Consider the following 22,690-nt stretch of genomic DNA (forward strand, 5'->3'; position numbering starts at 1 on the left):
CTCTCATGATTACTGGGGCCAAGCAGGTAGGAATCCGCATCGAGGCGGCCGTCAAGAGCTTCGGTCGCGGGCAGCGCGCCGTGGACAGCCTTGACCTGGACATCCGGGCGGGAGAGCTGCTGACCGTGCTGGGCCCGTCGGGCAGCGGCAAGAGCACCGTTCTGAGCCTGCTGGCCGGCCTCGCCGAGGTCGACGAGGGCCGGATCTGGTTCGGCGAGCAGGACGTCACCGAACTGCCGCCGGAGGCTCGCAAGGTCGCCGTGGTGTTCCAGTCGGCGGTGCTGTACCCGCACCTGACGTTGCGGGAGAGCATCTCGTTCGCGCCGAAGCTGGCGAAGACGCCCAAGGACGAGATCGACCGGCGGGTGACCGAGGCGGCGTCCTGGCTGCAGATCTCCGCGCTGCTGGACCGCCGCCCGCACGAGGTCTCCGGGGGCGAGCGGCAGCGGGCCGCGATCGCGAAGGCGGTGGTGTCCCGGCCGGCCCTGTTGCTCATGGACGAGCCGTTCTCCGCGCTTGACGCCCAGCTGCGCCGGGCGCTGCGCACGCAGGTCGTCCGGTTGCACCAGGAGTTCAGCGCGACGACCGTGTTCGTGACCCACGACCAGGAGGAGGCGCTGGGCATGGGCGACCGCGTGGCCGTCATGCGCGACGGGCGGCTGGAGCAGATCGCCCCGCCGCTGGAGCTGTACCGAAACCCGGTCAACACCTGGGTGGCCAACTTCGTCAGCCTCCAACCGCTGAACCTCATCCCGGCCCGGTATGAGGCAGGCCATGTGTCGCTCTGCGACGGCGCGGTGCGGCTGGCGGTGCCGGACCGCGAGCTGCCGGCACAGTTCACGCTCGGCGTGCGGTCGGAGAACCTGCGCCTCAAGCCGGCCGGCGAGGGGTCGCTGCGGGTGCTGACCGCTGAGGCTGTGGGCGAGCAGGTGAAGTACACGGTGGCCGCGCCGGACGGCACCCAGCTGGTCGCGCTCGGGGGCGCGGACCGGGTGTTCAGCCCGGACGCCGGCGTGGAGCTGGCCGTCGACTGGCCGCGCGCGATGGTGTTCGACCCGGACACCGGCGAGCGGGTGGGAGCGGCTGCGGCATGACATTCGACCTCGTGATCCGTGGCGGCACGGTCGTCGACGGTACGGGCGCCCCGCCGGTGCGGGCGGACGTCGCGGTCCGCGAGGGCTTGATCGAGGCGGTGGGACAGCTGCCCGAGGGGGTCCAGAGCCGTACCGAGATCCGGGCGGACGGGCGGCTGGTGCTGCCCGGGTTCATCGACATCCACAGCCATTCCGACTTCGTGCTGTCCGACCCGGACCATGAGGACATCCTGAGCTGCTTCCTGCGGCAGGGCATCACGACGCTGGTCACCGGTAACTGCGGGTACGCCCCCGCTCCGGTTTCACCCGAGCACCGTGAGGGGGTTCTGGCGTACACCGCGTGGCTGCGTTCGGACGGTGCTGGGGCGGCCTGGCCGACGTTCGCCGCGTACCTCGATGATCTCGAGGGCGCGGGCGTCGCGCTGAATGTCGTCCCGCTGGCCGCGCACGGTGCCCTGCGTATCGCCGCGATGGGCTTCGCCAAGCGGGCACCGTCGAGCGACGAGTGGTCGACGCTGACGGCGCTGCTGGACGAGGCGCTGGAGGCCGGGGCGTTCGGCATGTCGGCCGGGCTGGCGTACGCCCCGGGGATGTACGCGGACACCGACGAACTGGTCCGCCTGAACGAGCGGGTGGCGGCGGCCGGGGGCCTGTTCACCTGCCACAGTCGCGGTATCTCCGAGACGCTGGTCGAGGCGATGGACGAGATCGTCGAGGTGGGGCGGCGAACCGGCGTGCGGGCGCAGTTCTCGCACCTGTGCGCGCTGGGCGAGCGGAACTGGCGGTTGATCCCGCGGGCGATCGAGTCGCTGGAGCGGGCGCGACACGCGGGCGTGGACATCGCCACCGACTGCCAGGCGTACATCGCCGGCAACACCACGCTGACCGCGCTGCTGCCGCCGTGGGCCATCGAGGGAGGCACCGAGGCGATCATGGCTCGGCTGACCGATCCGGCCACCCGCGCGCTGGTGCGCCGCTGGGTAGAGCGGGAGCGGCCGCGCTGGCCGGTGGAGCTGGGCGAGTGGACCGACAACATGATCGACTCGCTGGGGTACCGGAACATCCGGCTGCTCACCGTGCAGCACCCGGACTACGCGCGGTTCGAGGGCGGTTCGCTGCAGGACCTGGCCGAAGGGCTGGGGCGTGACCCGTTCGAGGCCACGATGGACCTGCTGGTCGCGGACCGCGGCCAGAGCATGATGCTCGTGGTCGGTTCGGCCGGCGACCTGCGCTCGGACGCACCGCTGCGCGAGGTGCTGGCCCTGCCGTACACGTCGATGGAGACGGACGCGGTGGTGACCGGTCACGGCAGCCCCAACCGGGGCGCCCATGGAGCGTTCCCGCGCTTCCTCGCGCATTTCGCGCGCGACGAGCGACTGATGGGCATCGGGCGCGCGGTGCACCAGATGACCGGGCTGTCCGCGGACCGGCTGGGCCTGTCCCGCACCGGACGGATCCGCCGGGGGTGCGCCGCGGATCTGGTGGTGGTCGACCAGGACCGGCTGGCCGACACGACGTCGTACACGGACACCGAGTCGACGCCGTCCGGCGTGGAGCAGGTGCTGGTCAACGGGCATGCGGTGGTCCGTGACGGGGTCTACCGGCCGGGCCGGCACGGCATCGTGTACCGCCGGGGTTAGCGCGCCGGGCCCGCCCGTCCCGAGTGGGTCGACCTTGACGTGCGAGCTGAGCAGATGTGAAGATGTCTGACATATTTCAGGGCGGTGCCCTGCTGATGCGTCCGGCCCCCGCCCACGTTCGGCGGCGCGGCCGGAACGAACGAAAGGAGGGGATGTGGCAGCAGAACTGTCCGCCTCCCTCATGTGTGCACGACTGGACCGGCTGGGCGAGGAGGTCGTCGCCCTCGACCGCGCCGGCGTCGACTCGTTCCACATCGACGTGATGGACGGCCACTTCGTCCCGAACCTGGCCCTCACCGCCGACATCGTCGCCGCCGTGCGGCCCCTGTCCCGGTTGCCCTTTCAGGCGCACCTGATGGTTGAGGACCCGGCGGCGTACCTGGAGCCCCTGGCGCAGGCGGGATGCGACGTGTTCATCTTCCACGCCGAGGCGACGCCGTACCCCCGCCGGCTGATGAGCCAGATCGCCAAGCACGGCATGCGTGCCGGGGTCGCGCTGAACCCGGCCACCCCGGTGGCGGTCCTGGAGTCGGTCGCCGACGTCCCCTTCGTGCAGATCATGTCGGTGGAGCCGGGCTTCGCCGGCCAGGACTGGATCACCACCTCGCCGGACCGCGTCCGCGCCGCCCGGGCGATCTGCGGGCCGGATGCCTCGATCCTGGTCGACGGGCACATCGACCGGACCACCGCACCGCTGCTCGCCGACGCAGGCGCGGACGTCTTCGTCTGCGGCACGAGCAGCTTGTTCCGCGGCGGGCACGACACCGCCGCGTACGCATCCGCCCTCTCGGCGATGCGGGAATGCCTGGCAGCGACGACGACGGGACGGGCGGCATGAGCGCGCAACGGTTTCTAGCGGACATCCACCACCAGCCGGAGACGCTGGAACGGCTGTGCCGGGAGTACTCCCAGGGGGACCTGGAGGCCGCCCTGCGCGCCGCGGCGAAGCGGCTGCGCCCGGCCGGCCCGCCCGCCGTGCTGACCGGCATGGGCGCCTCGTACTTCGCGCTGTTCGCCGCCAAGCCGGTCTTCGACCGGGCCGGCGTACCGGTGGCTGTGGAGGACACCGGCTACCTCATCGAGTACGGCCTGCCGCTGCTGCGCGAAGGGCAGCCGGTGCTGGTGGTGTCGCAGTCCGGTCGGTCGGCGGAGGCCACGTACCTGGCCGACCGACTGTCGCCGGCGAACCCGCTGATCGTCATCACCAACGACCCGACCACCGACCTGTCCCGCCGGGCGGATGTGGTGTTGCCCCTGCTCGCCGACCCAGACTTGTCGGTGGCGCTCAAGACGTACACGGCCACCGTCGCGCTGCTGCTGATGCTCGCCGCCCAGGTGTGTGAGGACGGCACCGCCGGCGTGCGCCGGCGGATCCTGGCGGACGCCCCGATGAATCGAGCGATCGAACGCTCGTCCGCCGCGCTGGCGCACATGGTGGAGTTCGCCGGGCAGCCCAACTACGTGACCGCGCTGGGCCGCGGGCCGTCCATCTCCAGCGCTCTCGGCACCGGGCTGCTGCTCAAGGAGACCGCCAAGGTCCCGGCCGAAGGGCTCAACGGCGGGCAGTTCCGGCACGGCGCGGTTGAGGTGGTGGGCAAGGGCACGCTCGCCGTGCTGTTCGCGCCGAAGGGCCGGGCCAGCGAGCTCAACCGGCAGCTCGCCGACGAGCTGGTCACCTGCGGTGCGCGGGTGATCTTCGTCGGTCAGGGCGGGAGCCCAGTCGAATCGGAGCGCCTGCTCACCATCCCGATCGAGACACCGGACGAGTACGTGGCGCCGATCTTCGAGATCGTGCCGGCCCAGATGCTCAGCCAAGCGGTGGCGCTCGGGCGCGGCGTCGAGCCGGGTTCCTTCGTCAACACCACGCCCGTCATCACCACGCTGTAGGGATCCACAGTCATGACCGACGCTCAGCCACCCCCCGCCCGGCCCCCGTACCGCCCCTCGCGTACCTGGGGGCGGCGGCTCATCGCCGCAGCAGACGGCGCCGCGGTCGTGGACGCGCTCGTGGCGGCGGGCCGGACGGTGGGAGTGGAGGACCTCGCCGCTTCGCTGGGTCTGACCGTGCCCCGCGCCCGCGCGGCGGTCCGGGCAGCGCAGGCCCGCCGGCTGGTCGAGGTGACCGGGGACGGCGTTACCCGGCGTCCCCGCCCCGCCGGCGCCGTCCTGGCGGTGGACGTGGGCGGTACAAAGATCCGAGCTGCTCTCGCCGACCGGCACGGCGAGGTGGTCGCCGAACTCGTGGTGCCGGCCGCACAGCGCGGCCTGGTCGACCAGATCGCACAGGTGCAGACGGACCTGGTCGACCGGGCCGGACCGGGGGTCGGGCCCGTACTGGCCGGCTGCGTGGGCATCCCAGCCTGCTACGACCCGGTCGCTGACCGGGCGTGGAACGCCGGCAACCTGCCGGAGCTGTACGAGCTGCGTCCGGCGAAGGCGCTGCGCGCGGCGTTGGGCCTACCGGTGGTCCTCGCCCAGGACGTCCGGCTGGCCGCGGCTGGCGAGCGGTGGCGCGGCCGGGCGAAGGGCCGTGACGACTTCGTCGTGCTGTGCCTCGGCACCGGCGTGGCCCTCGGCATCGTCATCAACGCGGAGGTGTACGGCGGCGGTCAGGGCGGTGCGGGGGAGATCTCCTACCTGCCGCTCGGCAATGACCCGTTCGCGGCCGAACACCGCGACCGCGGTCCCTATGAGGACGCGGTGTCCGGGCCCGCCCTGGCCCGCCGGTACGCCGGTGAGACGCCGCCGGCCGGGCCCGGTCAGGGCGCCCGGGAGGCCCGGCTGGTTTTCGAGGCGGCGGCGACCGGCGACGCCGCCGCCGCCCGGGTGCTGGATCGCGAGGCGGAGCTGCTCGCGATGGGCATCGCCGCCGTTACCGCCACCATCGATCCCCAGCTCGTCGTGCTGGCCGGCGGGCTGGGCAGCAACCCCGCCCTGCTCGACCCGGTGCGCCGCCACATCGGGCGGCTGCTGCACCGGCCGCCGGCCATCGAGCCCAGCCCGCTGGCACACCGAGGCCCCCTGCACGGGGCCATCGCGGTGGCCCTGGCGAGCGTGCCGCCGGCACGCGCCGCCCAAACAGCCTGATAATCGCGCAGCGAGGAGCGAAGACACAGTGGACAGCGTAGTGGACCAGCAGCTCCCGGTTCGCCGGATGCTTGAACGCAACCCCAACCTGATCAAGGCGGCCATCGAGCTGCACCAGAGCGGCCGGATCCCGGCCGCCACGTACGTGCTGGACCTGGACACCATCGCGGCCAACGCCAGGGCGATGGCCGACGTCGCCGCCCGGCTGGGGCTGCGGGTGTACGCGATGACCAAGCAGGACGGGCACAACCCGTACCTGGCCCGGACCGTGCTGGAGCAGGGCCTGGACGGCATCGTGGCGGTGGAGGCGATCGAGGCGAACATCCTGCACCGGTTCGGCCTGCCGGTCAGCCACGTGGGACACCTGTCCAACATCCCGCGTCACCAGGTGCCCAAAATGGTGGCGATGCACCCGGACGCGATCACGGTCTTCTCGTACGAGGCGGCGAAGGCGGTCTCCGACGCGGCCCGGGAGCAGGATCGCACGCAGGGGCTGTACGTGCGGGTCAACCGGCCCGGCGACGAGATCTTCGCCGGGATGGTCGGCGGCTGGCACGAGGACACCTGCGTCGAGGACATCCGCCCTGTCCTCGACCTGCCGAACGTATACGTCGCCGGGCTGACCATGCACCCCTGCATCAGCTACAAGGACACCGACCCGCGCACCGTCGAGCCCACGGACGCGTTCTTCACCATGCTGCGCGCCAAGGAGAAGCTGGAGAAGGGCCTGGGCCTGTCAGACCTGAGGGTCAACTGCGCCGCGAACTGCAACTCGGCCACGTTCGAGACGCTCGCCCGCTACGGCGCCACGGACGTGGAACCGGGCTCCGGCGTCACCGGGTCGAGCTTGTACCACCTGTACCACGACCTGGCGGAGCGACCGGCCCAGGTCTACGTTTCCGAGGTAATGCATCACTGGGAGGGCGACGCCTACACCCTCGGCGGCGGCCTGACGTGGCTGTACTCGCCGGACCAGTGGACGCCGCAGTGCCTGGTCGGGTCCACCTTCGAGCAAGCCGCCGAGCGGGTGATGGCGCTGCGGCTCAAGGGAGTGGTGGACTACTTCGGCGCCTGCGCGGATCCCGGCCGCACCGCCCAGATCGGTGACACCGCCGTCTACCCGCTGCTCCTCCCGCAGATGTTCATGAACCGCTCGTACGTCGCCGCGGTCAGCGGCATCTCCCGAGACGAGCCGAAGGTGGAGGGCCTGTTCGATAGCGCCTCCAACGAGCTCGACGAGAACTTCGTGCCGCTGCCGCCGCAGGAGACCCGGGCGCGGATCGAGCGGGTCGCCCGCTCCTACACCACCGGCAGCGACTCCCGTGTTTCTTGACCAGCTTCTGAGCCGCAATCCGCGGCTGGTCCGCTCGGCGACCGAGTTGGCGCTGCAGGGCGCCATCCCGCCCAACAGCTACGTGCTCGACCTGGACGCCATCGCCGCGAATGGGCGGGCGATCCGGGCCGCCGCCGACCGGCACGGCCTGTCCCTCTACTGGATGCTCAAGCAGGTCGGGCGCAACCCGCTGGTGGCCGGGGCGCTGGTCGCCGACGGCTCCGCGGAGACCGTCTCGGTCGACGTCGAGTGCGCCCACGCGATCAGCGGGAACGGGTTCCGGCTCGGGCACGTGGGCAATTTGGTCCAGATCGCGCGCGCGGAGCTGCCTCGGGTGCTGGCCGCCCGCCCCGAGGTGGTGTCGGTGTTCTCCGTAGCCAAGGCCGAGCAGGTCGGTCGGGTGACCCGCGAGATGGGCTTCACACAGCAGGTGCTGCTACGGGTGGCCGACCCGCACGCCGACACGTACCTGCCCGGCATGGAGGCCGGCTTCCTGCTCGACGAGCTTCCGGACGCGGTGGCGCGGATCCGGCGGGCGGGCGTGGACATCGTCGGCGTCACGTCGTTCCCCACGCTGTCCTATGTGGCACCGGGAGGGCCACAGCCGACCGGCAACTTCACCACCATCCAGCGAGCCGCAGAGATCCTGCGCTCGCTCGGCGTGGACGTACGGCAGGTTAACGCTCCAGGGAACACCTGCGCTTTCACGACACAGCAACAGGCCGAGGCGGGCGCCACCCACATCGAGCCGGGGCACGGGTTCCTCGGCACGACGCCGTACCACCTCCAGTTCGAGGACCAGCCGGAGATCCCTGCTGCGTGCTACGTCACCGAAGTGGCGCACCACTTCGGCGGCCGGGCGTACGTCTACGGTGGTGGCTTCTTCGTCGACGACCCGGCCTGGTTGCGGCCGGACTTCCGTCGTCAGGCCCTGGTGGGGGAGAGCGTCGACCAGCTACTGGAGCAGCGCCACACGTTCCTGGGCGCGGGTTCCGGCGGAAGCGGGCAGTTCGGCGGCATCGACTACTACGGCTTCCTCGACGCCGATGAGCGGGCGGCTCCGGTCGGCGCGACGGTCGTCTTCGGCTTCCGCATCCAGTCGTTCGTCACGCGGGCGAACATCGCCGTCATCGACCATCGGGACGACCGGCCGAGGCTGCGGGGGATCTTCGACCAGCTTGGCCGGCGACTGCCCTGGTACGGCTGAGACTCAGCCCGGCCCGCGGCGGTACACGAAGATCGCCAGCGGGCCGGGCACCAGATACTCCTGCGAGAACAGCACCGGCGACCCGGCACCGCTGTAGTCGGTCTGCTCCAGCAGAAGCAGATCCGTGTTCGGCTTGAGCGCGAGCGCCGCGGCAAGGTGCTTGGTGGCCCGGGCGGGGAGCACCTTGGCGACGCCGTAGGTCACGGGGATCCCGATCTCGGCGAGGCTGCTGTAGAGCGAGTCCGCCCCGCCGACGAACTCCTCCAGCCGCTGCGCCGACACGCCGCGCGCGGACAACCGGTCGGTGCGCACGAAGTCCCGCGTTAGCGCGACCGGCTGGTCGTCGGCGGTGCGGATCCGTTCGATGACCGTCACCGGAGCGCCCACCTCGACCCCGAGCGCTTCGGCCAGCCGCTCGTCCGCCACCGACTGTCGAACACTGGTCTGCTTGGTGTCCGGGCGCTTGCCGGCCGCCCGGATCATGTCGGTGATCCCGGTGTTGACGTTCAGGATGTTCGGCAGCTCCACCACGCTGGACATGACGAAGGTCCCGTGCCCCTGCCGCCGAACCACCAGGCCCTCCTGCTCCAGCACCGAGATGGCCTGGCGGATCGTCGGGCGGCTGACGCCGAGCTGCTGGCTCAGCGCGGGCTCAGAGGGCAGCTGCCCGTTGGTGCCGAAGGCGCCGTCCTTGATGGCCTGGCGCAGGTCCGTCACCACCTGCTCGGCCAGGCTGGGGCGGGGCTGGAGACGGGCACCGGTCCACTCGGTTGACATGTTGTCAGATGTTAGACGCATTGCACGCGAAGAGCCATAAGGCGAGGGGTGGATACGCCGGAAGCGTGCCCGGTACGCCCAGATGCGTTCATTGAAGCCGGATGGACATCGGATCGACAAACGACGTGAGGGACCCTTGACCGGCCGCCTGACAGATGTAAGGCTGTCTGACATGTGGCACGGGTGCAGCTCGCCGCCCTGGCCCGGCCCGCGGCCCGCCCCATCAGCCCGCGTCGAAAGGTCTCCCAGATGCGCACTACACCGGCCACATCCGAGCTCAACGCCCGGATCGACGCAGCCCGCGACGAGGAGGACGCGCTGCGCCTGCTGCGCGCCGCGGTCGCCATTCCCAGCGTCACCGGACGGGAAGAGGACTTCGCCCGGTACGTCGCCGAGGAGCTGACCGGCGTCTGCGACGAGGTCGCGGTGGACGCGTTCACCGCGCAGCGCGCGAACGTCTGGGCCCGTTGGGGCGGCTCGAACGACGACGCCGGAAAGGGCCTGCTCTTCGCCGGGCACCTCGACACCGTTCGGGTGACCGGGTGGGAGGAGCACTGGGCGGGCACATCCCGGCAGAGTCCCTTCGGCGCGGCCATCGTTGACGGCGCGGTATGGGGCCGTGGCGTCGGCGACCTCAAGGCTGGCATCACTGCCGTCATCGCCGCGCTCCAGGTGCTGCGCCGGGCGGGTCTCGCCCCGGCGGCGCCCGTCACCATTCTGTTCGTCGCCGACGAGGAGAGCGGTGAACCGGACACCGGCACCAGCGCCGGCATCCGGCGTGCCCTCGACCCCGCCGGCCCCGAGTACCGGCCGCTCTCCGCCGACCTCGCCGTCTACGTCGAGCCCACGAAGATGCAGGTCTTCACGTCCCACATGGGCTTCTTCATCACCGACATCACCCTGCTCGGCAAGTCCGCCTACTTCGGCACTCCCGAACGGGGCGTCGACGCGCTGCGCGCCGCGGACGAGGTACTGCGCGCCCTGTGGGCGTACAACGATGAGCTCGGCACCCGCGCCGAGGACGACCTCGTCGGCAGCCCGTCGCTGCTCGTCACCGGGATTAGCAGCGGCGGCTACTTTGCCGTACCCGGCGAGTGCGCGATCAACCTGATCCGCAAGCTGACCCCCGCGGAGGATCTGGACGCGGCCCGCGCGGAGCTGGACGCGGTGATCCGCGCGGCGGTCAGCGACGAGCGCGTCCAGGTCAGCACCGCCTACCCCGCCGGCCGCGACCACCCGGTCGGCGGCACAGCGCTGGTCACCGACCCGGGGCTGGAAGCCGTCACGAGGCTGCGGAACGTCGTCGGCGACATACTTCCCGGGCGCGACCTGATTGCCGGAGCGCCGTACTGGTCGGAGGGACCTTTCCTGGCGGACCACTGCGGCATCCCCACCGTCTACTGCGCACCCGGCGACATCAGCAACTGCCACACATTCGATGAGCACGTCGAGATCCAGGAGTTCCTGGCGGCCGTGACCGTTTACGCGCGCTTCATCGCCACGCACTGCGGAGTGCGCGAGCTTCGCTGAGCCCGCCCTTCCGTCACGCCCATCCCGGCACCAAACGCCTCGAAGGAGTTCGGATATGAAGCGCGGTTTCGTCATCGCGTTGGCGGGCGCAAGCCTCGTGCTGGCCGCCTGTAGCACCGGCGCCACCCCGTCCGACGGCGCATCCGGCGGCACCGACAGTTCGCCGCCCGGCTCGTCCGTGATCGACCTGAAGGTACCCAGGACCACCGGCCCCAACGGGGAGGAGCCGACCCCGGTCACCGACCTCACCCTGACCAACGAGGAGATCGCCAAGCTGCGGGCCGGCAAGTACTCCGCCGCGATGCTCTGGAACACCTCGTCCGCGTTCGTCTCCGCAGTGCAGAGCGGGGCGCAGGCGGAGTTCGATCGGCTGGGCATCAAGGTCAGCAGCACAGCCGGCGCGAACTTCGACGCCGGCCTGCAGGCGAACCAGATCCAGAGCGCGATGGCGAAGAAGCCCAGCGTCATCCTGAGCACCCCGGTCGACTCGACCTCCGCTGCGGCGCCGTTCCGACCCGCCGTCGACGCCGGCACCAAGCTCGTCTTCCTGTCCAACGTGCCGGACGGCTACACCCGGGGCAAGGAGTACGCCTCGATCGTCACCGACGACCTCTACCAGATGGGCAACCAGGCGGCCGTCGCCCTGGGCGAGGCCATGCACGGCAAGGGCAAGGTGGGCGTCCTGTTCTACGACGCCAAGTACTACGTGACGAACCAGCGTGACGCGGTCTTCAAGCAGACGCTGGAGACAAAATACCCGGACATCGAGGTCGTCGCGCAGCAGGGCTTCACCGACCCGAACACGGCGGAGGGCATCGCTAGCGCGATGCTCACCCAGCACCCGGACCTCGGCGGCATCTACACCAGCTGGGCCGGACCCGCCGCTGGCGTGCTTTCCGCCCTGCGCAGCACGTCGAACACCACCACCAAGGTGGTCACGCTCGATCTCGACGACCAGATCGTGGTCGACATGGCGACCGGCGGGCAGACCATCGCGGTCGTCGCCGACAAGGCATGGGAGTTGGGCAAGGGCATGGCGGACGCCGCCGCCTACGCGCTGCTCGGCAAGGAGCCGCCGGCGTTCGCGGTGGCCGGTGTGCTGACCATCAGCAAGGACAACGTGCCGCAGGGCTACCGCGACTCCCTGCACGCGGACGTCCCCGACGCGGTCAGGAAAGTCCTGAAGTGAAGACCGCAACGGCGTGGATGCGCCAGGTCGACCTACGCGGGTACGTCGTCTACGTCGGTTTCCTGCTGATCTTCGCGGTGCTCGCCGTCCTGCTGCGCGACGACGGCTTCCTGACCCGGCAGAACCTCACGAACATTCTCCTCCAGACTGCGCCGATCACGGTCATGGCGGTCGGTACGGTGTTCGTGCTCAGCACCGGCGAGATCGACCTCTCGATCGGCTCGGTGGTGGCGCTGGCTGCCCTGGTGTCCGCCATCCAGCTCCGCGACCACGGGCTGGTGGCGGGCACCGCCGCCGGCCTTGCCACCGGAGCGGTGGTCGGACTGGTCAACGGGCTGCTGGTTACCAAGCTGCGATTGCCGTCCTTCCTGGTAACCCTCGGGATGATGGGCCTGGTCATCGGCCTGGCCCAGCGGCTCACCCAGTTGCGGGCCGTCCCGTCGACCGACGAGTACTTCAACGGGCTGTTCGGCTCCGGCGGCATCGCCGGGATCTCCACGCTAATCCTGTGGTCGGCTGCCGCGGTCCTGGCCGGCCACTACGTCTACCGACACACCCGTACCGGCGCGCACGTGCTGGCCGTCGGCGACAACCCCGGCGCCTCCCGGGTTTCCGGCATCCACGTCGACCGAATCAAGGTCGGTGTAATGGTGGCGAGCGCCGTATGCGCGGCGGTCGCCGGCATGCTCTACACCGGACGACTGCACGGCGCCACCTACACCCTCGGCGCCTCCGACCTCCTCACGGTGATCGCCGCCGTGGTGGTCGGCGGTACCCGGCTGTCCGGCGGCCGGGGCACGGTCGGCGGGGCGCTGGTCGGCTCGCTGATCCTCGGGATGCTCAACAACGGCCTGATCCTAGCCGGCCTGTCAGTGTCCGAACAGCAGATCGCGCGCGGCCTGATCATCCTGGTCGCCGTCGCTCTGACCCTGCGCGAGGACAAGGCATAGCGCAGCCACTGCCGCCCACGGAAGGAGACCGGTCATGAGCGAGCCCACTCGCGCCACCCCGGCGCTGCGACTGGAGAAGGTAAGCAAGCAGTTCGGTGCAGTCGTCGCAATCAACGAGTTCAGCCTTTCGGTACACCGCGGCGAGGTAGTGGCGCTCGTCGGCGACAACGGCGCCGGCAAGTCCACCCTGATCAAGCTGATCTCGGGGGTGCACCCGCCGACGTCGGGCGACATCCTGCTCGACGGTCAGTCAGTCCGCGCCGCGGACGCCAGCGCGGCCCGCCGGCTCGGCGTCGAGGTGGTCTACCAGGACCTCGCGTTGGCCGACCACCAGCCCGTCTACATGAACATGTTCCTCGGCCGGGAGCTAGTCAAGGGCCCGTTCCGGCGCCTTGACAAGAGACGGATGGCGCGGGAGACGCAGGCGCTCGTGGACGAGCTCGACGTCCGGATCCCGTCCGCGAAGGCGACCATCCGGGATCTGTCCGGGGGCCAGCGCCAGGGCGTGGCGATCAGCCGGGCGACGCACTGGGCGCAGCGGCTTGTCCTGATGGACGAGCCCACCGCCGCGCTCGGAGTCGCCGAGACGGCCCGGGTGGAGGAGCTGATCGAACGGCTGCGCGGCCGCGACCTTGCAATCCTGCTAGTGAGCCACAACCTCGACCAGGTGTTCCGGCTCTCGGACCGGATCACCGTGCTGCGCCGCGGAGTGCAGATCGGCACGCGGCTGACTGCCGAGACAAGCAAGAACGAGATCGTCTCCATGATCACCGGGTTGCAGGAGGCCGACGCGTAGACCCCCGCGCCCTGGATCCCCATCAGGCATGCAATCCTCCTAACTCTCTGCGCGCTGACGGCGCCAGCGCTCTCCTCAGCGCACGCTTAGCGTGGCTGCCAGCCTTCGGGGGGTTCACGGGGATGTTCTTCGGGCTCTACGCCCACGACCTCACCGGCGGGGGAGCGGTGGCCGACTTCGACCATGACAGCTACCGTTCACCGCCGGCTCACCGCCGGCGTCGCAGGGCCGTCCAGCAGTGGCTCGGGGCAACCCAGACTGCGTCGGCACTTTCCTGACCCATACCGCACCGGCCGGCGACGGTGCCCTCGGCCTCGTCGCCCGCCGGTGGGGTCCGCGGACCGGTCAATGGTTGGAGGAGCTAGCGGAGTCGTAAGGTTCCGGCGAGGACCAGCGGCGGTGGGTAATGGTTCGGGTCGCCCCTCGGACACAACCCATAGGCCCACGGTGTGCGCTGAGATCAGCTTCAGCGTGCACCGTTTGCGTTTGCGGATGGTACATCAGCCGCAGGCCGAGCTGGCGGTAGACCTCGGCCTTGTCGGCGGGTTCCGCGTCGCGGAGCACTGTGACGATGTCCCCGAGGGCCCGGACCAGCGTGGCGATCTCTGCGTGGGTCATTCGGCGTGGTGCGGCAGACTCCGGTGGGTGCGGATCGTTCTCGGCCCGTGTCCGTTCGGCCTGCGGCTGGGCGATCGAGCTGCTGACGACCGAGGGGTCGGCTCCGGCGTCGAGGGCGGCCCGGTAGCGCTCAAGTTTCGCGTCGCACTCGGCGATGGTTGCGCGAGCGGCGGCAATGGCGGGGGAGGGCTGGTTCCCCAACTGGGCGTCTGCCATTGCGGTGATCGTCTTCTCGGGGCGGCTCACTACCCGCCGCCGCGTGAAACTTGGCTCAACCGTCGAAACCCCTGAAACCAAGCGAACGCTAGGTACCGGATGCAAGCCCTGGGTCAAGCCTCCGTCTCAGCGTGCCGGCGCGGGCGCCCCCACGGAGGACCGCCGCGAGGCGGGTTCGGCGCGTTCAACCCCGGACCAGCCAGGTCAGCAGAACGAGGGTCAGCAGACCCCAGACGAAGTAGATCGTCGTCAGCGTGACCGTGGAGAAATCCCACCAGTTCGTCCGGTCGAGCAGCAGCAGGCCAGTGGCGAAAAACATCGTGGCGGGCTTGACGATGAAGAACTTCTGCGAGTACGCCGTGAATGCGTGGTGGCCGAGGAGCAGGACGGTGAGGTAGATCCACGTCCAGTGCACGGTGACGGCGAGCCAGCTGGTGCCCACCACGAGCGGTACCGCTACCAAGCAGAGAAGCGCCGCGCGCCAGGCGATTTCGGTGTTCAGCCGTCGCCGGACCGCGGTAAGGGAGCGCCTCGGCCGTCCAGACCAGCGCAGTAGGGAGGGCCGGGAGAACCGCCACAGGTCGACGCTGCGGTCTTCGTCTCGGGCGCGGTCGTAATAGATCATCCACACCTGCCCGTCTCGGCATTGAAACGATGCTCCGGATGGCGCGGCGGCTATGACCTTGCGGAGTCGCAGCAGCATGCGGAGAAGGCCCACGTTGCCGAGCGTGACCAGCGTGAGGAAGGCGTGTGCCACGATCCAAAGCCCGGCCGCGATGAGCAGTGTCGTACCGAGGTCTGCGAAGAACGCGACGATGGCATCCATCGGCTGCTCCAAAGGGGTGCGTCGACGCCCGGCGGTTGTCGGGGACGAGCGGGAGACAGGGGTCAGTGGAACAGTTCGTCGATGATGTTGTCGATCAGGTTGGCTCCGTCGCCCTGCCTCTCCGGGGCGAGCCGACGGCCACCGTGAATGGTCTGTTCACCATTCGTCGAGCTACCGGCGACGGGTTCCTCGAACACCTGGGTCAGCGGGTTGTGTTGTCGGTTGCCCATCCACTCCCAGACGAGATCGACGGTGTGATCGACCGTGGTGATGCCGAGGCCGCCCGCGGCGCCCGCGAGGAACCATGCGAAGACGTTCTTCGCGCTGGTCTCCCGGGGTGGCACGGGGTAGCCGGCGGCGAGCGCCAGCGGAGTGAGATACGCACCGCCGAGACGAGGATCGCTGAAGTCCTCGAGCAAGCTCAGCACCCCGTGTGCGAACGGCTTGTCCGTGATCTCCCGCGCGAAGGCCTGCAGGGTCACCTCGGGCTGGCGGGCATGCCCGACGCGGGCTCGCGCCACCAGTCTGGCCAGCCGAGGCGAGGTAATCTCCGCGAGTTCCACTTCCCATCCATCTGCCAGCGACGGTGCCTGCACGACCGGCCAGAGCGCGAAGACCGTGAAGTCCAGGACAATGTGTTCGGGAAGCGCGTTTTGCGGCAGAGGGCCGGCCCGGAACAGGTACTGTGCGGCGCCGGCCGCGAGTAAGTGACGCAGCATGGTCATCGGGTCGGTCCGGCCCGGGGCGCCGGCCACGCTGCCGGCGATCGAGGCGAGCCGGTTGGTCTGGGTGTCGGTTTCCCGGCGACGGGCGGGTCGCCGACCGGCGGAGATGAGGTCGCGATAGTCGGCGACCATGCGATCGATCCAGAGCCGGAGGTTGGCCGGATCCAGCGGCTTGCGTCCTAGTTCCGCCGGATAGTGGTGGTGGATGACCTGGGTGCCGTACCCGACTTGATAGGCGCGAGCGGTGCCGTCAACGTGGGCGTGGAGGTGCACGGTGGTCTCGGTGGGCGGATCGCGGTCGGCGGTCGTCATACCCGGATCACCGCTCTTCGATGTGCTGGTCGCGTGCCGACTGGAACACGCGCCCGTGGTCATTGACCTCCGCATTCATGTGGACGGTCAAGGCACGGGCCCCATGAATTGTTGACCCCACACCGCCCTCTGCGAGGTCTCTAGCGGGTTCCGCACTGTCGCCACGGTTTCCGTCGCTGCGGCCCATAACCAAGCCGCACGCAGTTGCGCCGAGCCCGGCGACGCCGATGAGGGCCCCGATCGACGATGCCAGCTTGTCGGCCTCGTCGAGGCCGACCGAGAGGAAGTACCCGGACATCACGGTGACTGTGAGCGTGGTGGCTGACGCTCCGGCCCACACCAGGGCCCGTCGACGTCTCTCCACTGTCATACTCCCCACGGTGTTTGATGCCGGTGCCCGCCCAGCGCCGTAGCTTGCGTGGCTGGTCCCCGAAGCGGTGTGGACGAAACCGGTACCACTGACGTGATCGATTGCGGTGTTAAACCACCATCCCGTGGTGATTGGATGGCCGGTTGGGCGCCGGCATGGGGTGCGATGCGGGCACGTCGAGGGGGCCTATCGGCTTGCCCGCGATGCTACTCGGGCCGCCCCTTGGCCGGCGATCCACGGACGGTGTCGACGCTGTCGGAAAGGCGACCTGCGACCCTCGGGCGACGACGGCGCGGCGCCCTGGTTCGCTCCCATTCCGCTCCGGCCAGACGGGCGACGGCAGAGTCACCCAGACGAGGTGACGAAGAAGGCCAACCCGGGGCGGGCGGGGCAGCAGCCGCGACAGCGCCGCCAGCACCATCCGGTCGGCCGGTTGCAGATCGGGGCGGGTCACCTGTCGGGGCAGCAGCCGAGACCCAGCTGGCCGAACTCGCGATCACCCGCAAGACGCTGCTCAGCCTGAGGACCAGCCCGACCACCCGGTGGCACCCGCTGACGCGACCGTCGCCAGCCCCGCCTATCAGGAGATCCTCGCTGTGTTCAACGCCGCCACCGCCGGGATGCGCGCCAAGGACATCTGCCACGCCGTCGGTACCGGCGCCACCGCCAAGGACACCGAAGGTCTACGCGCCAAGCTCAAACGCCTCGTCACCCGCCAGATCCTGGCCGAACCAGAACCCGGCCTGTTCGCTCTCGCCTCGCCAACGCCGTCCGCGTAGCCCCTGCGAGCTGGACCTCCAACCTCTAGCCAATCCCACAACGGGCATAAACCTTCGAACCACCCTCTCAGTTCGGGTGACGGTGGGCGTGGGTGGTGCGTCGCTCGCTGTAACAGCTGCTCGGAGAGGAGGTAAGGTGCCAGAGTTCAGACGGAGGTCAAGGGAGCCAGTGCATGCGTGAGGATTCGCCGCGCTGGGAGCAGATCAACGCCAGCTCCTACACCTGGGAACAGGACGGGCTGCGCGAGCTGGCCAGCTACCTGCCCGACGCCGCCCCGTACCACGTCTGGGCCAACGTCGAGTTCGTCGGCGCCGACGGCTCGATCAACGAGGTCGACGCGCTGGTGCTCACACCCAGCGGGCTCTACGTGCTGGAGCTGAAGCACTGGCAGGGGGAGATCCGCGGCGACGGCACCCAGTGGGTGCGCCGGGCACCCAACTCCCGGCTCATTCCTGAGGACAACCCGTACATCCTGGCCAACCGCAAGGCAAAGCGGCTGGCCAGCCTGATCCGCTACTACGCCCGCCAGCAGGGCAGGGAGGGTCAGTCGCCCTACGTCGGCGCGGCGGTTTTCCTGCACGCCAGGGGAATGCGGGCGAGCCTGGACGCGATCGGCCGCCAGCACGTCTACGGCTTGGAGGGGCACGACTCCGGGCTGCCCGGCCTAAAGGATTTGCTGCTCACGCCGCCCCGCAACCCGGCACACCGGGTGGACGAGGCGCGCGGGCGGCAGATTGTCGAGCTGGTCCGCGGCGCCAAAATCCGGCCGTCGGTGGCGGACCGGAAAATCGGCCAACTGCTGCTGCACCCCAAGCCGTTCGCGGAGGGGCTCGGCTGGCAGGACTTTCTCGCCGGGCACGCCCTGGACACCTCGCTGGTTCGCCGGGTGCGGTTCTATCTGACCAGCCGGGCCGCGGAGCACGAGGTGCCGGCCATCCGCAGGGCGGCGGAGCGGGAGTTTCGCCTGTTGCAGGGCATCCACCATCCCGGGGTGGCCCGGGCGCACGACCTGGTCGAGCACGCCTGGGGCCCTGCGGTCGTCTTCGACCACCAGCAGGAGTGGGTACGCCTCGACCAGTGGCTGCTGCGGCGCGGTGACGCGTTGACCCTGGCCCAGCGGCTGCAACTGGTCCAGGATCTCGCCGAGATCATCGACTACGCGCACTCCCGCCGGCTGGCCCACCGGGCGCTCTCGCCCCGGGCGATTTTTGTCGGCGACCCGGACGGGTCGCGCCCGACGCTGGTGGTGACCGACTGGCAGACCGGTGGGCGGTTGAGCGGCAGCACCCAGCTCACCCGGCTGGGACCGTCGAGCGATCCGGCCAGCCTGGAGTTGTTCTTCGACGACGAGGTTCGCCGCTATCAGGCGCCGGAGGCGGAGAACGCCACCCGGCTGCCCGGTCACCAGCTCGACGTGTTCTCCCTCGGTGCGCTGGCGTACCGGATCTTCGCCGGGGCGGCCCCGGCCGCCACGCCGGAGGAGCTGGTCAGCGCGGTCCGCGACAGCGGCCTGCACCTGGACGCCGCGGTCGACGGGATGCCGCACACGCTGGTCACCCTGGTCTACGACGCGACCCGGGGCGATCCCGGGCAGCGGCTGGCCGGAGTGTCGGCGATCCGCGCCGGCCTGGAGAAGGTGTGGGAGGAACTGACCGCCCCGGAGCCGGAGCCGGTGGCCGATCCGCTCTCCGCGCACCGGGGCGACCTGCTCGACGGCGGCCTGGAGGTGAAGGACCGGCTCGGTTCCGGCGCCACCGCCGTCGCCCTGCTGGTCACCCGTGCCGGCGGGGACTCCCGCGAGCTGGTGTTGAAGGTGGCGCGCGACGAGCAGCACGAGGAACGGCTGACCGCGGAGGCACGTACCCTCGCCCGGCTGAAGCATCCCCAGGTGGCCGCGCTGGTCGACGGCCCGGTGCGGGTCGGCGGCCGGACGGCCCTGCTGATGGAGAGCGCCGGGCAGCGGACCCTCGCCGAGGAGCTGCGCGGCGGCCGGCTCGCGCTGGACCTGCTGGAGCGGTACGGGCGGGACCTGCTCGACATCGTCAACTACCTCGACGGGCAGGGCGTCTGGCACCGTGACCTGAAGCCGGCCAACCTGGCGGCCCGGCCCCGGCCGAAGGACAAGCAGCCGCACCTGTGCGTCTTCGACTTCTCGCTCTCCTCGGCCCCCGCCGACCAGCTCGGCGCGGGCACCGTCGGCTACCTCGATCCGTTCCTCGGCCCCCCGCGCCGGCTGCGCTTCGACGCGGCGGCCGAGCGGTTCGCGGCGGCCGTCGTCCTCTACGAGATGGCGACGGGCGTGCTGCCCCGGTGGGGCGACAACGCCAACCCGGCCGTGATCAGCGACGAGGTGACCCTCGACCCGGCGGCGTTCGACCCGGCGATCGCCGACCGGCTGGTGGAGTTCTTCGGCCGGGCGCTGGCCCGCGACGCGGCGGCCCGGTTCGACACGGTCGACGAGATGACCGACGCCTGGCGGGCCATCTTCCAGCAGGTCCCGCAGCCGGCCGTGACCCCGGTCGGCCCGGTCCCGGCGGTGGGGCTGACCCGCGAGTCGCCGCTGGAGGTCACCGAGCTGACCGCCCGGGCCCGCTCGGCGCTGGAACGGCTCGGCATGCACACGGTCGGCGAGCTGCTGGACGCGGAACCGTCGGCACTAACCCGCGCCAAGGGGGTGCCGGACGCCACCCGCAAGGAAATCCTCGCCCATGGCCGGGCCTTGCGCGCGGTGCTGCCCGGTACCGGCGAGCTGGCCGACACGGAGGCCCGGCCGGTGGCGCAGGGCGTCGAGGCGCTCTGCGCGACCCTGCTGCCGCCCAGGACGTCCCGCAACCACCGCACCCTGGCAGTGCTGCTCGGCCAGACACCCGCGGACGACGGCACGTTCCTGCGCTGGCCGGCGCAGAGCGAGGCGGCCCGGGCCACCGGCCGCGGCCAGCCGCAGATCTCCAAGCTGCTCAACAGCCAGGCCAGGACCTGGTTGGGCGAGCCGGCGCTGGAGGCGGTGCGCAACGAGATCGTGGCACTGCTCGACGCCCGCAGCGGGGTGATGTCCGCCGAGGAGTTGGCGCAGGCGCTGATCGCGGCGCGCGGCTCCTACACCGCCGAGCCGAAGCGGCTGCCCCAGGCCATCGGCTTGGTCCGCGCCGCCGTCGAGGCCGAGCTGAGCACCGGCGGGGACGCCAGGGTGGCCACCTACCGGTTCCGCACGTCCGGCATGGTCCTGATCGGCCGGGAGCCCGACGACCCGGCGTCCGACGTCACCGCCGCAGACTTCCTGGAGTACGTGGTGGAGCTGGGCGGCCGGGCGATCGAGCTGGCGGCCGGCGATCCGCTGCCGACCCGGCAACGGGCGGTGGACGAGCTGCGCCGGCTGCCCGTACCGGCCGGCATGCCGGCGGTGGCAGATCTGCGGCTGTTGCAGCTCGCCGCGGTGGGGAGCAACGACCGGGTTGACGTCAACGCGCAGGGGCAGCTCTACCCGGTGGGGATGCCGGCGGAGCGGGCGCTGCGGCTGTCGGTGGGCAGCCTGATCGGGCAACGGCTCGGCGAACAGCAGCTCCGCGACCGGGTGCGCAGCCGCTTCCCCCGTGCGGAGCCGGTGCCCGGCCGCACCGCCCTCAACGACCTGCTCCCGGTGGCCGAGGTCCCGCTGATCTGGTATCCGACCGAACAGTTCTACGGGCCGGCGACCAGCATGGCGTCGGTGACTGGCACCCGGCTGGCCACCACCCACACCCCGCTGCTGGGGCTCTCCGCCGCCGACGAGGTCGGGGACAAGCTCGCTTCGGCCATCGAGCGGCGCGCCTTCCTCGCGGTGCTGGCGCCATTGCGCCGGCTGGGCCCGGCACGGCGAGCGCTGCTGGCCCGGCTGCCGCTGATCGAAGTGGACGTCACGGGGATCCTGCTGGAGCGGCTGCGTGCCCTGGGCTTCCCGTGGGAGGCGATCGTGGCGGCCGACAACGGCTCGGCGCTGGACGCCGACTTCCGCAGCCTGGTGGACCTGGTGCGACACCAGGTAGTACCGGCGATCGGTGAGGCCATCGCCGCCGCTGACGGGCCGGTGCTGATCACCGAGGCGGCGCCGCTGGCCCGCTACGGGCAGCTCGGGCTGCTCCAGGAGTTGGCCGACCCGACCCGGCCCCGGCCGGCGGCCCGGCTGCTGCTGGTGCCGGCCCGGCGACCCGAGCCGGCCGTGCTGGACGGGGTGCAGTTGCCGCTGACCTCGCCGGCCAGCCAGTCGCTCTGGCTCGCCAACGATTGGATCGACCAGGCCGGCACCCGAAGCGCCAGCGGGGTCTAGCCCGACACCGCCGTCGCAGCCTCGCGCATGGTCGTGCTGCCACTGTGGAATGCCCGCAGTAGTCTGCGAGTGTGGAAGCCTTCGAGTCCTTCGTCGCCATCGCCTTGGAGGACGAGGGCTTCGTGGTCTCCGAAGCGGTGAAGTTCCCAGTGACACAGCCGACCGCCAAGTCCGCGTACGTGGAGACACAGACACATGGCTTTGAGGTCGATCTCGTCGCCGCCCGCGGTGATCGCCTCGTTCTCGCTACCGTCAAATCGGCCTTCGGTTCGCGGGGCGTCGTCGCCGAGCATGTCAGTGGCACAACGGAGAACATTCGGGCGAAGAAGCTCTACGCCCTGTTGAACAACCAGACGGTACGGGATGCCGTCGTCCTGGGCGCAGCTCAGCGCTTCGGTTACCGCGTCGATCAGGTCGAGCTTCGCCTGTACGTCGGCCGGTTTGCGGCACCGACCACCGGGACCCACGAGGCGAAGATCCGGGACTGGTGCGCGACGCAGCACGTCGGCGCGGGGCCCGTCCAAGTGCTTGGCGTCAGTGATGTCGTCGCCAAGGTCGTCCAAGCAGCCGCCAAAAAGCAGTACCGGAACAATCCGGTGCTGGTGACGATGAAGGCACTGGAAGCGGCAGGGCTGTTGAAGCTCGCTCTCCCGGATCCGCCCGACGACTAAAGCCTTTCACATTGAGCCGAGCCACCGAGGTGGGAGGACTGCCATGCCACACATCACGGATCGCGTCATTCTGCGTGCCTGGCGGCAGCGCGGCGAAACCGGACGCATTCACTACATGGCCGCCAAAGCCGGTGGCGGAGAGCGACGCCTCTACGTGGACGAGGGTAGTGCTCTCTACACGGTCCTCGAAGGCCATCTTCTGGCGCTGGGCTACACCGGTCCGGCAAGCGACCAGAACGCGGGCGAGTAGCGCACTGTCTCTCCGG

Annotated in this window: 21 protein-coding genes; 16 read left to right on the forward strand and 5 right to left on the reverse strand. The window is 70.4% G+C overall.

Features of this window, described 5'->3' with window-relative positions:
- Positions 1–5 precede the first annotated feature (5 nt).
- The 7 genes from ABZS80_RS28195 to ABZS80_RS28225 all read left to right on the forward strand — a co-directional run bounded on the left by ABZS80_RS28195 (position 6) and on the right by ABZS80_RS28225 (position 8,361).
- Positions 6–1,094, forward strand: a complete 1,089-nt coding sequence (locus ABZS80_RS28195; protein ID WP_355060510.1) for an ABC transporter ATP-binding protein — start codon at positions 6–8, stop codon at positions 1,092–1,094.
- Positions 1,091–2,734: an amidohydrolase family protein gene (locus tag ABZS80_RS28200; RefSeq protein WP_355060512.1), complete on the forward strand. Its 1,644-nt coding sequence runs from the start codon at positions 1,091–1,093 to the stop codon at positions 2,732–2,734. Before ABZS80_RS28195 ends, ABZS80_RS28200 begins: the two co-directional genes overlap by 4 nt.
- 154 nt (positions 2,735–2,888) lie before the next feature.
- Positions 2,889–3,572: a ribulose-phosphate 3-epimerase gene (locus ABZS80_RS28205; RefSeq protein ID WP_355060514.1), complete on the forward strand. Its 684-nt coding sequence runs from the start codon at positions 2,889–2,891 to the stop codon at positions 3,570–3,572.
- A complete protein-coding gene (locus ABZS80_RS28210) occupies positions 3,569–4,621 on the forward strand; it encodes an SIS domain-containing protein (protein WP_355060516.1) in 1,053 nt (350 codons plus the stop codon). The genes ABZS80_RS28205 and ABZS80_RS28210 overlap by 4 nt, the downstream gene beginning before the upstream one ends.
- A 12-nt stretch (positions 4,622–4,633) precedes the next feature.
- Entirely contained in the window at positions 4,634–5,821 is a 1,188-nt protein-coding gene (locus ABZS80_RS28215; RefSeq protein WP_355060518.1) for an ROK family protein, read from the forward strand.
- Between the two features lie 28 nt (positions 5,822–5,849).
- Positions 5,850–7,154 carry an alanine racemase gene (locus ABZS80_RS28220; protein WP_355060520.1) on the forward strand — a complete coding sequence of 435 codons (1,305 nt, stop codon included), beginning with the start codon at positions 5,850–5,852 and terminating at the stop codon, positions 7,152–7,154.
- Entirely contained in the window at positions 7,144–8,361 is a 1,218-nt protein-coding gene (locus tag ABZS80_RS28225; protein WP_355060522.1) for an alanine racemase, read from the forward strand. Before ABZS80_RS28220 ends, ABZS80_RS28225 begins: the two co-directional genes overlap by 11 nt.
- A 3-nt stretch (positions 8,362–8,364) precedes the next feature.
- Here ABZS80_RS28225 and ABZS80_RS28230 read toward each other — a convergent pair whose 3' ends face one another.
- Positions 8,365–9,138, reverse strand: a complete 774-nt coding sequence (locus tag ABZS80_RS28230; RefSeq protein ID WP_355060524.1) for a GntR family transcriptional regulator — start codon at positions 9,136–9,138, stop codon at positions 8,365–8,367.
- A 249-nt stretch (positions 9,139–9,387) separates the two neighbouring features.
- Here ABZS80_RS28230 and ABZS80_RS28235 point away from each other — a divergent pair, with 249 nt between their 5' ends.
- Genes ABZS80_RS28235 through ABZS80_RS28255 form a run of 5 tightly spaced genes read left to right on the forward strand, consistent with a single transcriptional unit; the run spans position 9,388 to position 13,881 of the window.
- On the forward strand, positions 9,388–10,668 hold the full coding sequence (locus ABZS80_RS28235) for a M20/M25/M40 family metallo-hydrolase (RefSeq protein WP_355060526.1): 1,281 nt from the start codon (positions 9,388–9,390) through the stop codon (positions 10,666–10,668).
- Positions 10,669–10,723: 55 nt separating this feature from the next.
- Complete coding sequence (locus ABZS80_RS28240) at positions 10,724–11,857, forward strand: substrate-binding domain-containing protein (RefSeq protein ID WP_355060528.1); 1,134 nt, start codon at positions 10,724–10,726, stop codon at positions 11,855–11,857.
- Entirely contained in the window at positions 11,854–12,807 is a 954-nt protein-coding gene (locus tag ABZS80_RS28245; RefSeq protein WP_355060530.1) for an ABC transporter permease, read from the forward strand. Before ABZS80_RS28240 ends, ABZS80_RS28245 begins: the two co-directional genes overlap by 4 nt.
- Positions 12,808–12,841: 34 nt before the next feature.
- Positions 12,842–13,603, forward strand: coding sequence for an ATP-binding cassette domain-containing protein (locus ABZS80_RS28250; RefSeq protein ID WP_355060532.1), 762 nt, complete (start codon positions 12,842–12,844; stop codon positions 13,601–13,603).
- Between the two features lie 47 nt (positions 13,604–13,650).
- Positions 13,651–13,881 (forward strand): hypothetical protein, encoded by a 231-nt coding sequence (locus tag ABZS80_RS28255; protein ID WP_355060596.1) that lies wholly within the window; start codon positions 13,651–13,653, stop codon positions 13,879–13,881.
- A gap of 67 nt (positions 13,882–13,948) precedes the next feature.
- On the opposite strand, the gene ABZS80_RS28260 is transcribed toward ABZS80_RS28255, so the two are convergent.
- The 4 genes from ABZS80_RS28260 to ABZS80_RS28275 all read right to left on the reverse strand — a co-directional run bounded on the left by ABZS80_RS28260 (position 13,949) and on the right by ABZS80_RS28275 (position 16,598).
- Positions 13,949–14,437, reverse strand: coding sequence for a hypothetical protein (locus ABZS80_RS28260; protein ID WP_355060534.1), 489 nt, complete (start codon positions 14,435–14,437; stop codon positions 13,949–13,951).
- Between the two features lie 184 nt (positions 14,438–14,621).
- On the reverse strand, positions 14,622–15,263 hold the full coding sequence (locus ABZS80_RS28265; protein ID WP_355060536.1) for a hypothetical protein: 642 nt from the start codon (positions 15,261–15,263) through the stop codon (positions 14,622–14,624).
- Positions 15,264–15,325: 62 nt separating this feature from the next.
- On the reverse strand, positions 15,326–16,300 hold the full coding sequence (locus ABZS80_RS28270; RefSeq protein WP_355060538.1) for a hypothetical protein: 975 nt from the start codon (positions 16,298–16,300) through the stop codon (positions 15,326–15,328).
- A 7-nt stretch (positions 16,301–16,307) separates the two neighbouring features.
- Complete coding sequence (locus tag ABZS80_RS28275) at positions 16,308–16,598, reverse strand: hypothetical protein (RefSeq protein ID WP_355060540.1); 291 nt, start codon at positions 16,596–16,598, stop codon at positions 16,308–16,310.
- A 614-nt stretch (positions 16,599–17,212) separates the two neighbouring features.
- On the opposite strand from ABZS80_RS28275, the gene ABZS80_RS28280 reads away from it, so the two are divergent.
- The 4 genes from ABZS80_RS28280 to ABZS80_RS28295 all read left to right on the forward strand — a co-directional run bounded on the left by ABZS80_RS28280 (position 17,213) and on the right by ABZS80_RS28295 (position 22,674).
- Positions 17,213–17,449 carry a hypothetical protein gene (locus tag ABZS80_RS28280; protein ID WP_355060542.1) on the forward strand — a complete coding sequence of 79 codons (237 nt, stop codon included), beginning with the start codon at positions 17,213–17,215 and terminating at the stop codon, positions 17,447–17,449.
- Between the two features lie 173 nt (positions 17,450–17,622).
- Positions 17,623–21,753, forward strand: coding sequence for a BREX system serine/threonine kinase PglW (gene pglW / locus ABZS80_RS28285; RefSeq protein ID WP_355060544.1), 4,131 nt, complete (start codon positions 17,623–17,625; stop codon positions 21,751–21,753).
- 71 nt (positions 21,754–21,824) lie between these two features.
- Complete coding sequence (locus ABZS80_RS28290) at positions 21,825–22,424, forward strand: hypothetical protein (protein WP_355060546.1); 600 nt, start codon at positions 21,825–21,827, stop codon at positions 22,422–22,424.
- A gap of 43 nt (positions 22,425–22,467) precedes the next feature.
- On the forward strand, positions 22,468–22,674 hold the full coding sequence (locus tag ABZS80_RS28295) for a hypothetical protein (RefSeq protein ID WP_355060548.1): 207 nt from the start codon (positions 22,468–22,470) through the stop codon (positions 22,672–22,674).
- The last annotated feature ends 16 nt before the right edge of the window (positions 22,675–22,690 follow it).

The sequence above is a fragment of the Micromonospora sp. NPDC005305 genome (assembly GCF_040607315.1).
Classification (GTDB): Bacteria; Actinomycetota; Actinomycetes; order Mycobacteriales; family Micromonosporaceae; genus Micromonospora.

What these genes read in the sequence shown, in the direction of transcription:
- ABZS80_RS28195 (WP_355060510.1), top strand. Translation starts at nt 6, where the DNA reads ATGATTACTGGGGCCAAGCAGGTAGGAATCCGCATCGAGGCGGCCGTC.
- ABZS80_RS28200 (WP_355060512.1), top strand. Translation starts at nt 1,091, where the DNA reads ATGACATTCGACCTCGTGATCCGTGGCGGCACGGTCGTCGACGGTACG.
- ABZS80_RS28210 (WP_355060516.1), top strand. Translation starts at nt 3,569, where the DNA reads ATGAGCGCGCAACGGTTTCTAGCGGACATCCACCACCAGCCGGAGACG.
- ABZS80_RS28215 (WP_355060518.1), top strand. Translation starts at nt 4,634, where the DNA reads ATGACCGACGCTCAGCCACCCCCCGCCCGGCCCCCGTACCGCCCCTCG.
- ABZS80_RS28230 (WP_355060524.1), bottom strand. Translation starts at nt 9,138, where the DNA reads ATGTCAACCGAGTGGACCGGTGCCCGTCTCCAGCCCCGCCCCAGCCTG.
- ABZS80_RS28235 (WP_355060526.1), top strand. Translation starts at nt 9,388, where the DNA reads ATGCGCACTACACCGGCCACATCCGAGCTCAACGCCCGGATCGACGCA.
- ABZS80_RS28240 (WP_355060528.1), top strand. Translation starts at nt 10,724, where the DNA reads ATGAAGCGCGGTTTCGTCATCGCGTTGGCGGGCGCAAGCCTCGTGCTG.
- ABZS80_RS28250 (WP_355060532.1), top strand. Translation starts at nt 12,842, where the DNA reads ATGAGCGAGCCCACTCGCGCCACCCCGGCGCTGCGACTGGAGAAGGTA.
- ABZS80_RS28260 (WP_355060534.1), bottom strand. Translation starts at nt 14,437, where the DNA reads ATGGCAGACGCCCAGTTGGGGAACCAGCCCTCCCCCGCCATTGCCGCC.
- ABZS80_RS28265 (WP_355060536.1), bottom strand. Translation starts at nt 15,263, where the DNA reads ATGGATGCCATCGTCGCGTTCTTCGCAGACCTCGGTACGACACTGCTC.
- ABZS80_RS28270 (WP_355060538.1), bottom strand. Translation starts at nt 16,300, where the DNA reads ATGACGACCGCCGACCGCGATCCGCCCACCGAGACCACCGTGCACCTC.
- ABZS80_RS28275 (WP_355060540.1), bottom strand. Translation starts at nt 16,598, where the DNA reads ATGTCCGGGTACTTCCTCTCGGTCGGCCTCGACGAGGCCGACAAGCTG.
- pglW (WP_355060544.1), top strand. Translation starts at nt 17,623, where the DNA reads ATGCGTGAGGATTCGCCGCGCTGGGAGCAGATCAACGCCAGCTCCTAC.
- ABZS80_RS28295 (WP_355060548.1), top strand. Translation starts at nt 22,468, where the DNA reads ATGCCACACATCACGGATCGCGTCATTCTGCGTGCCTGGCGGCAGCGC.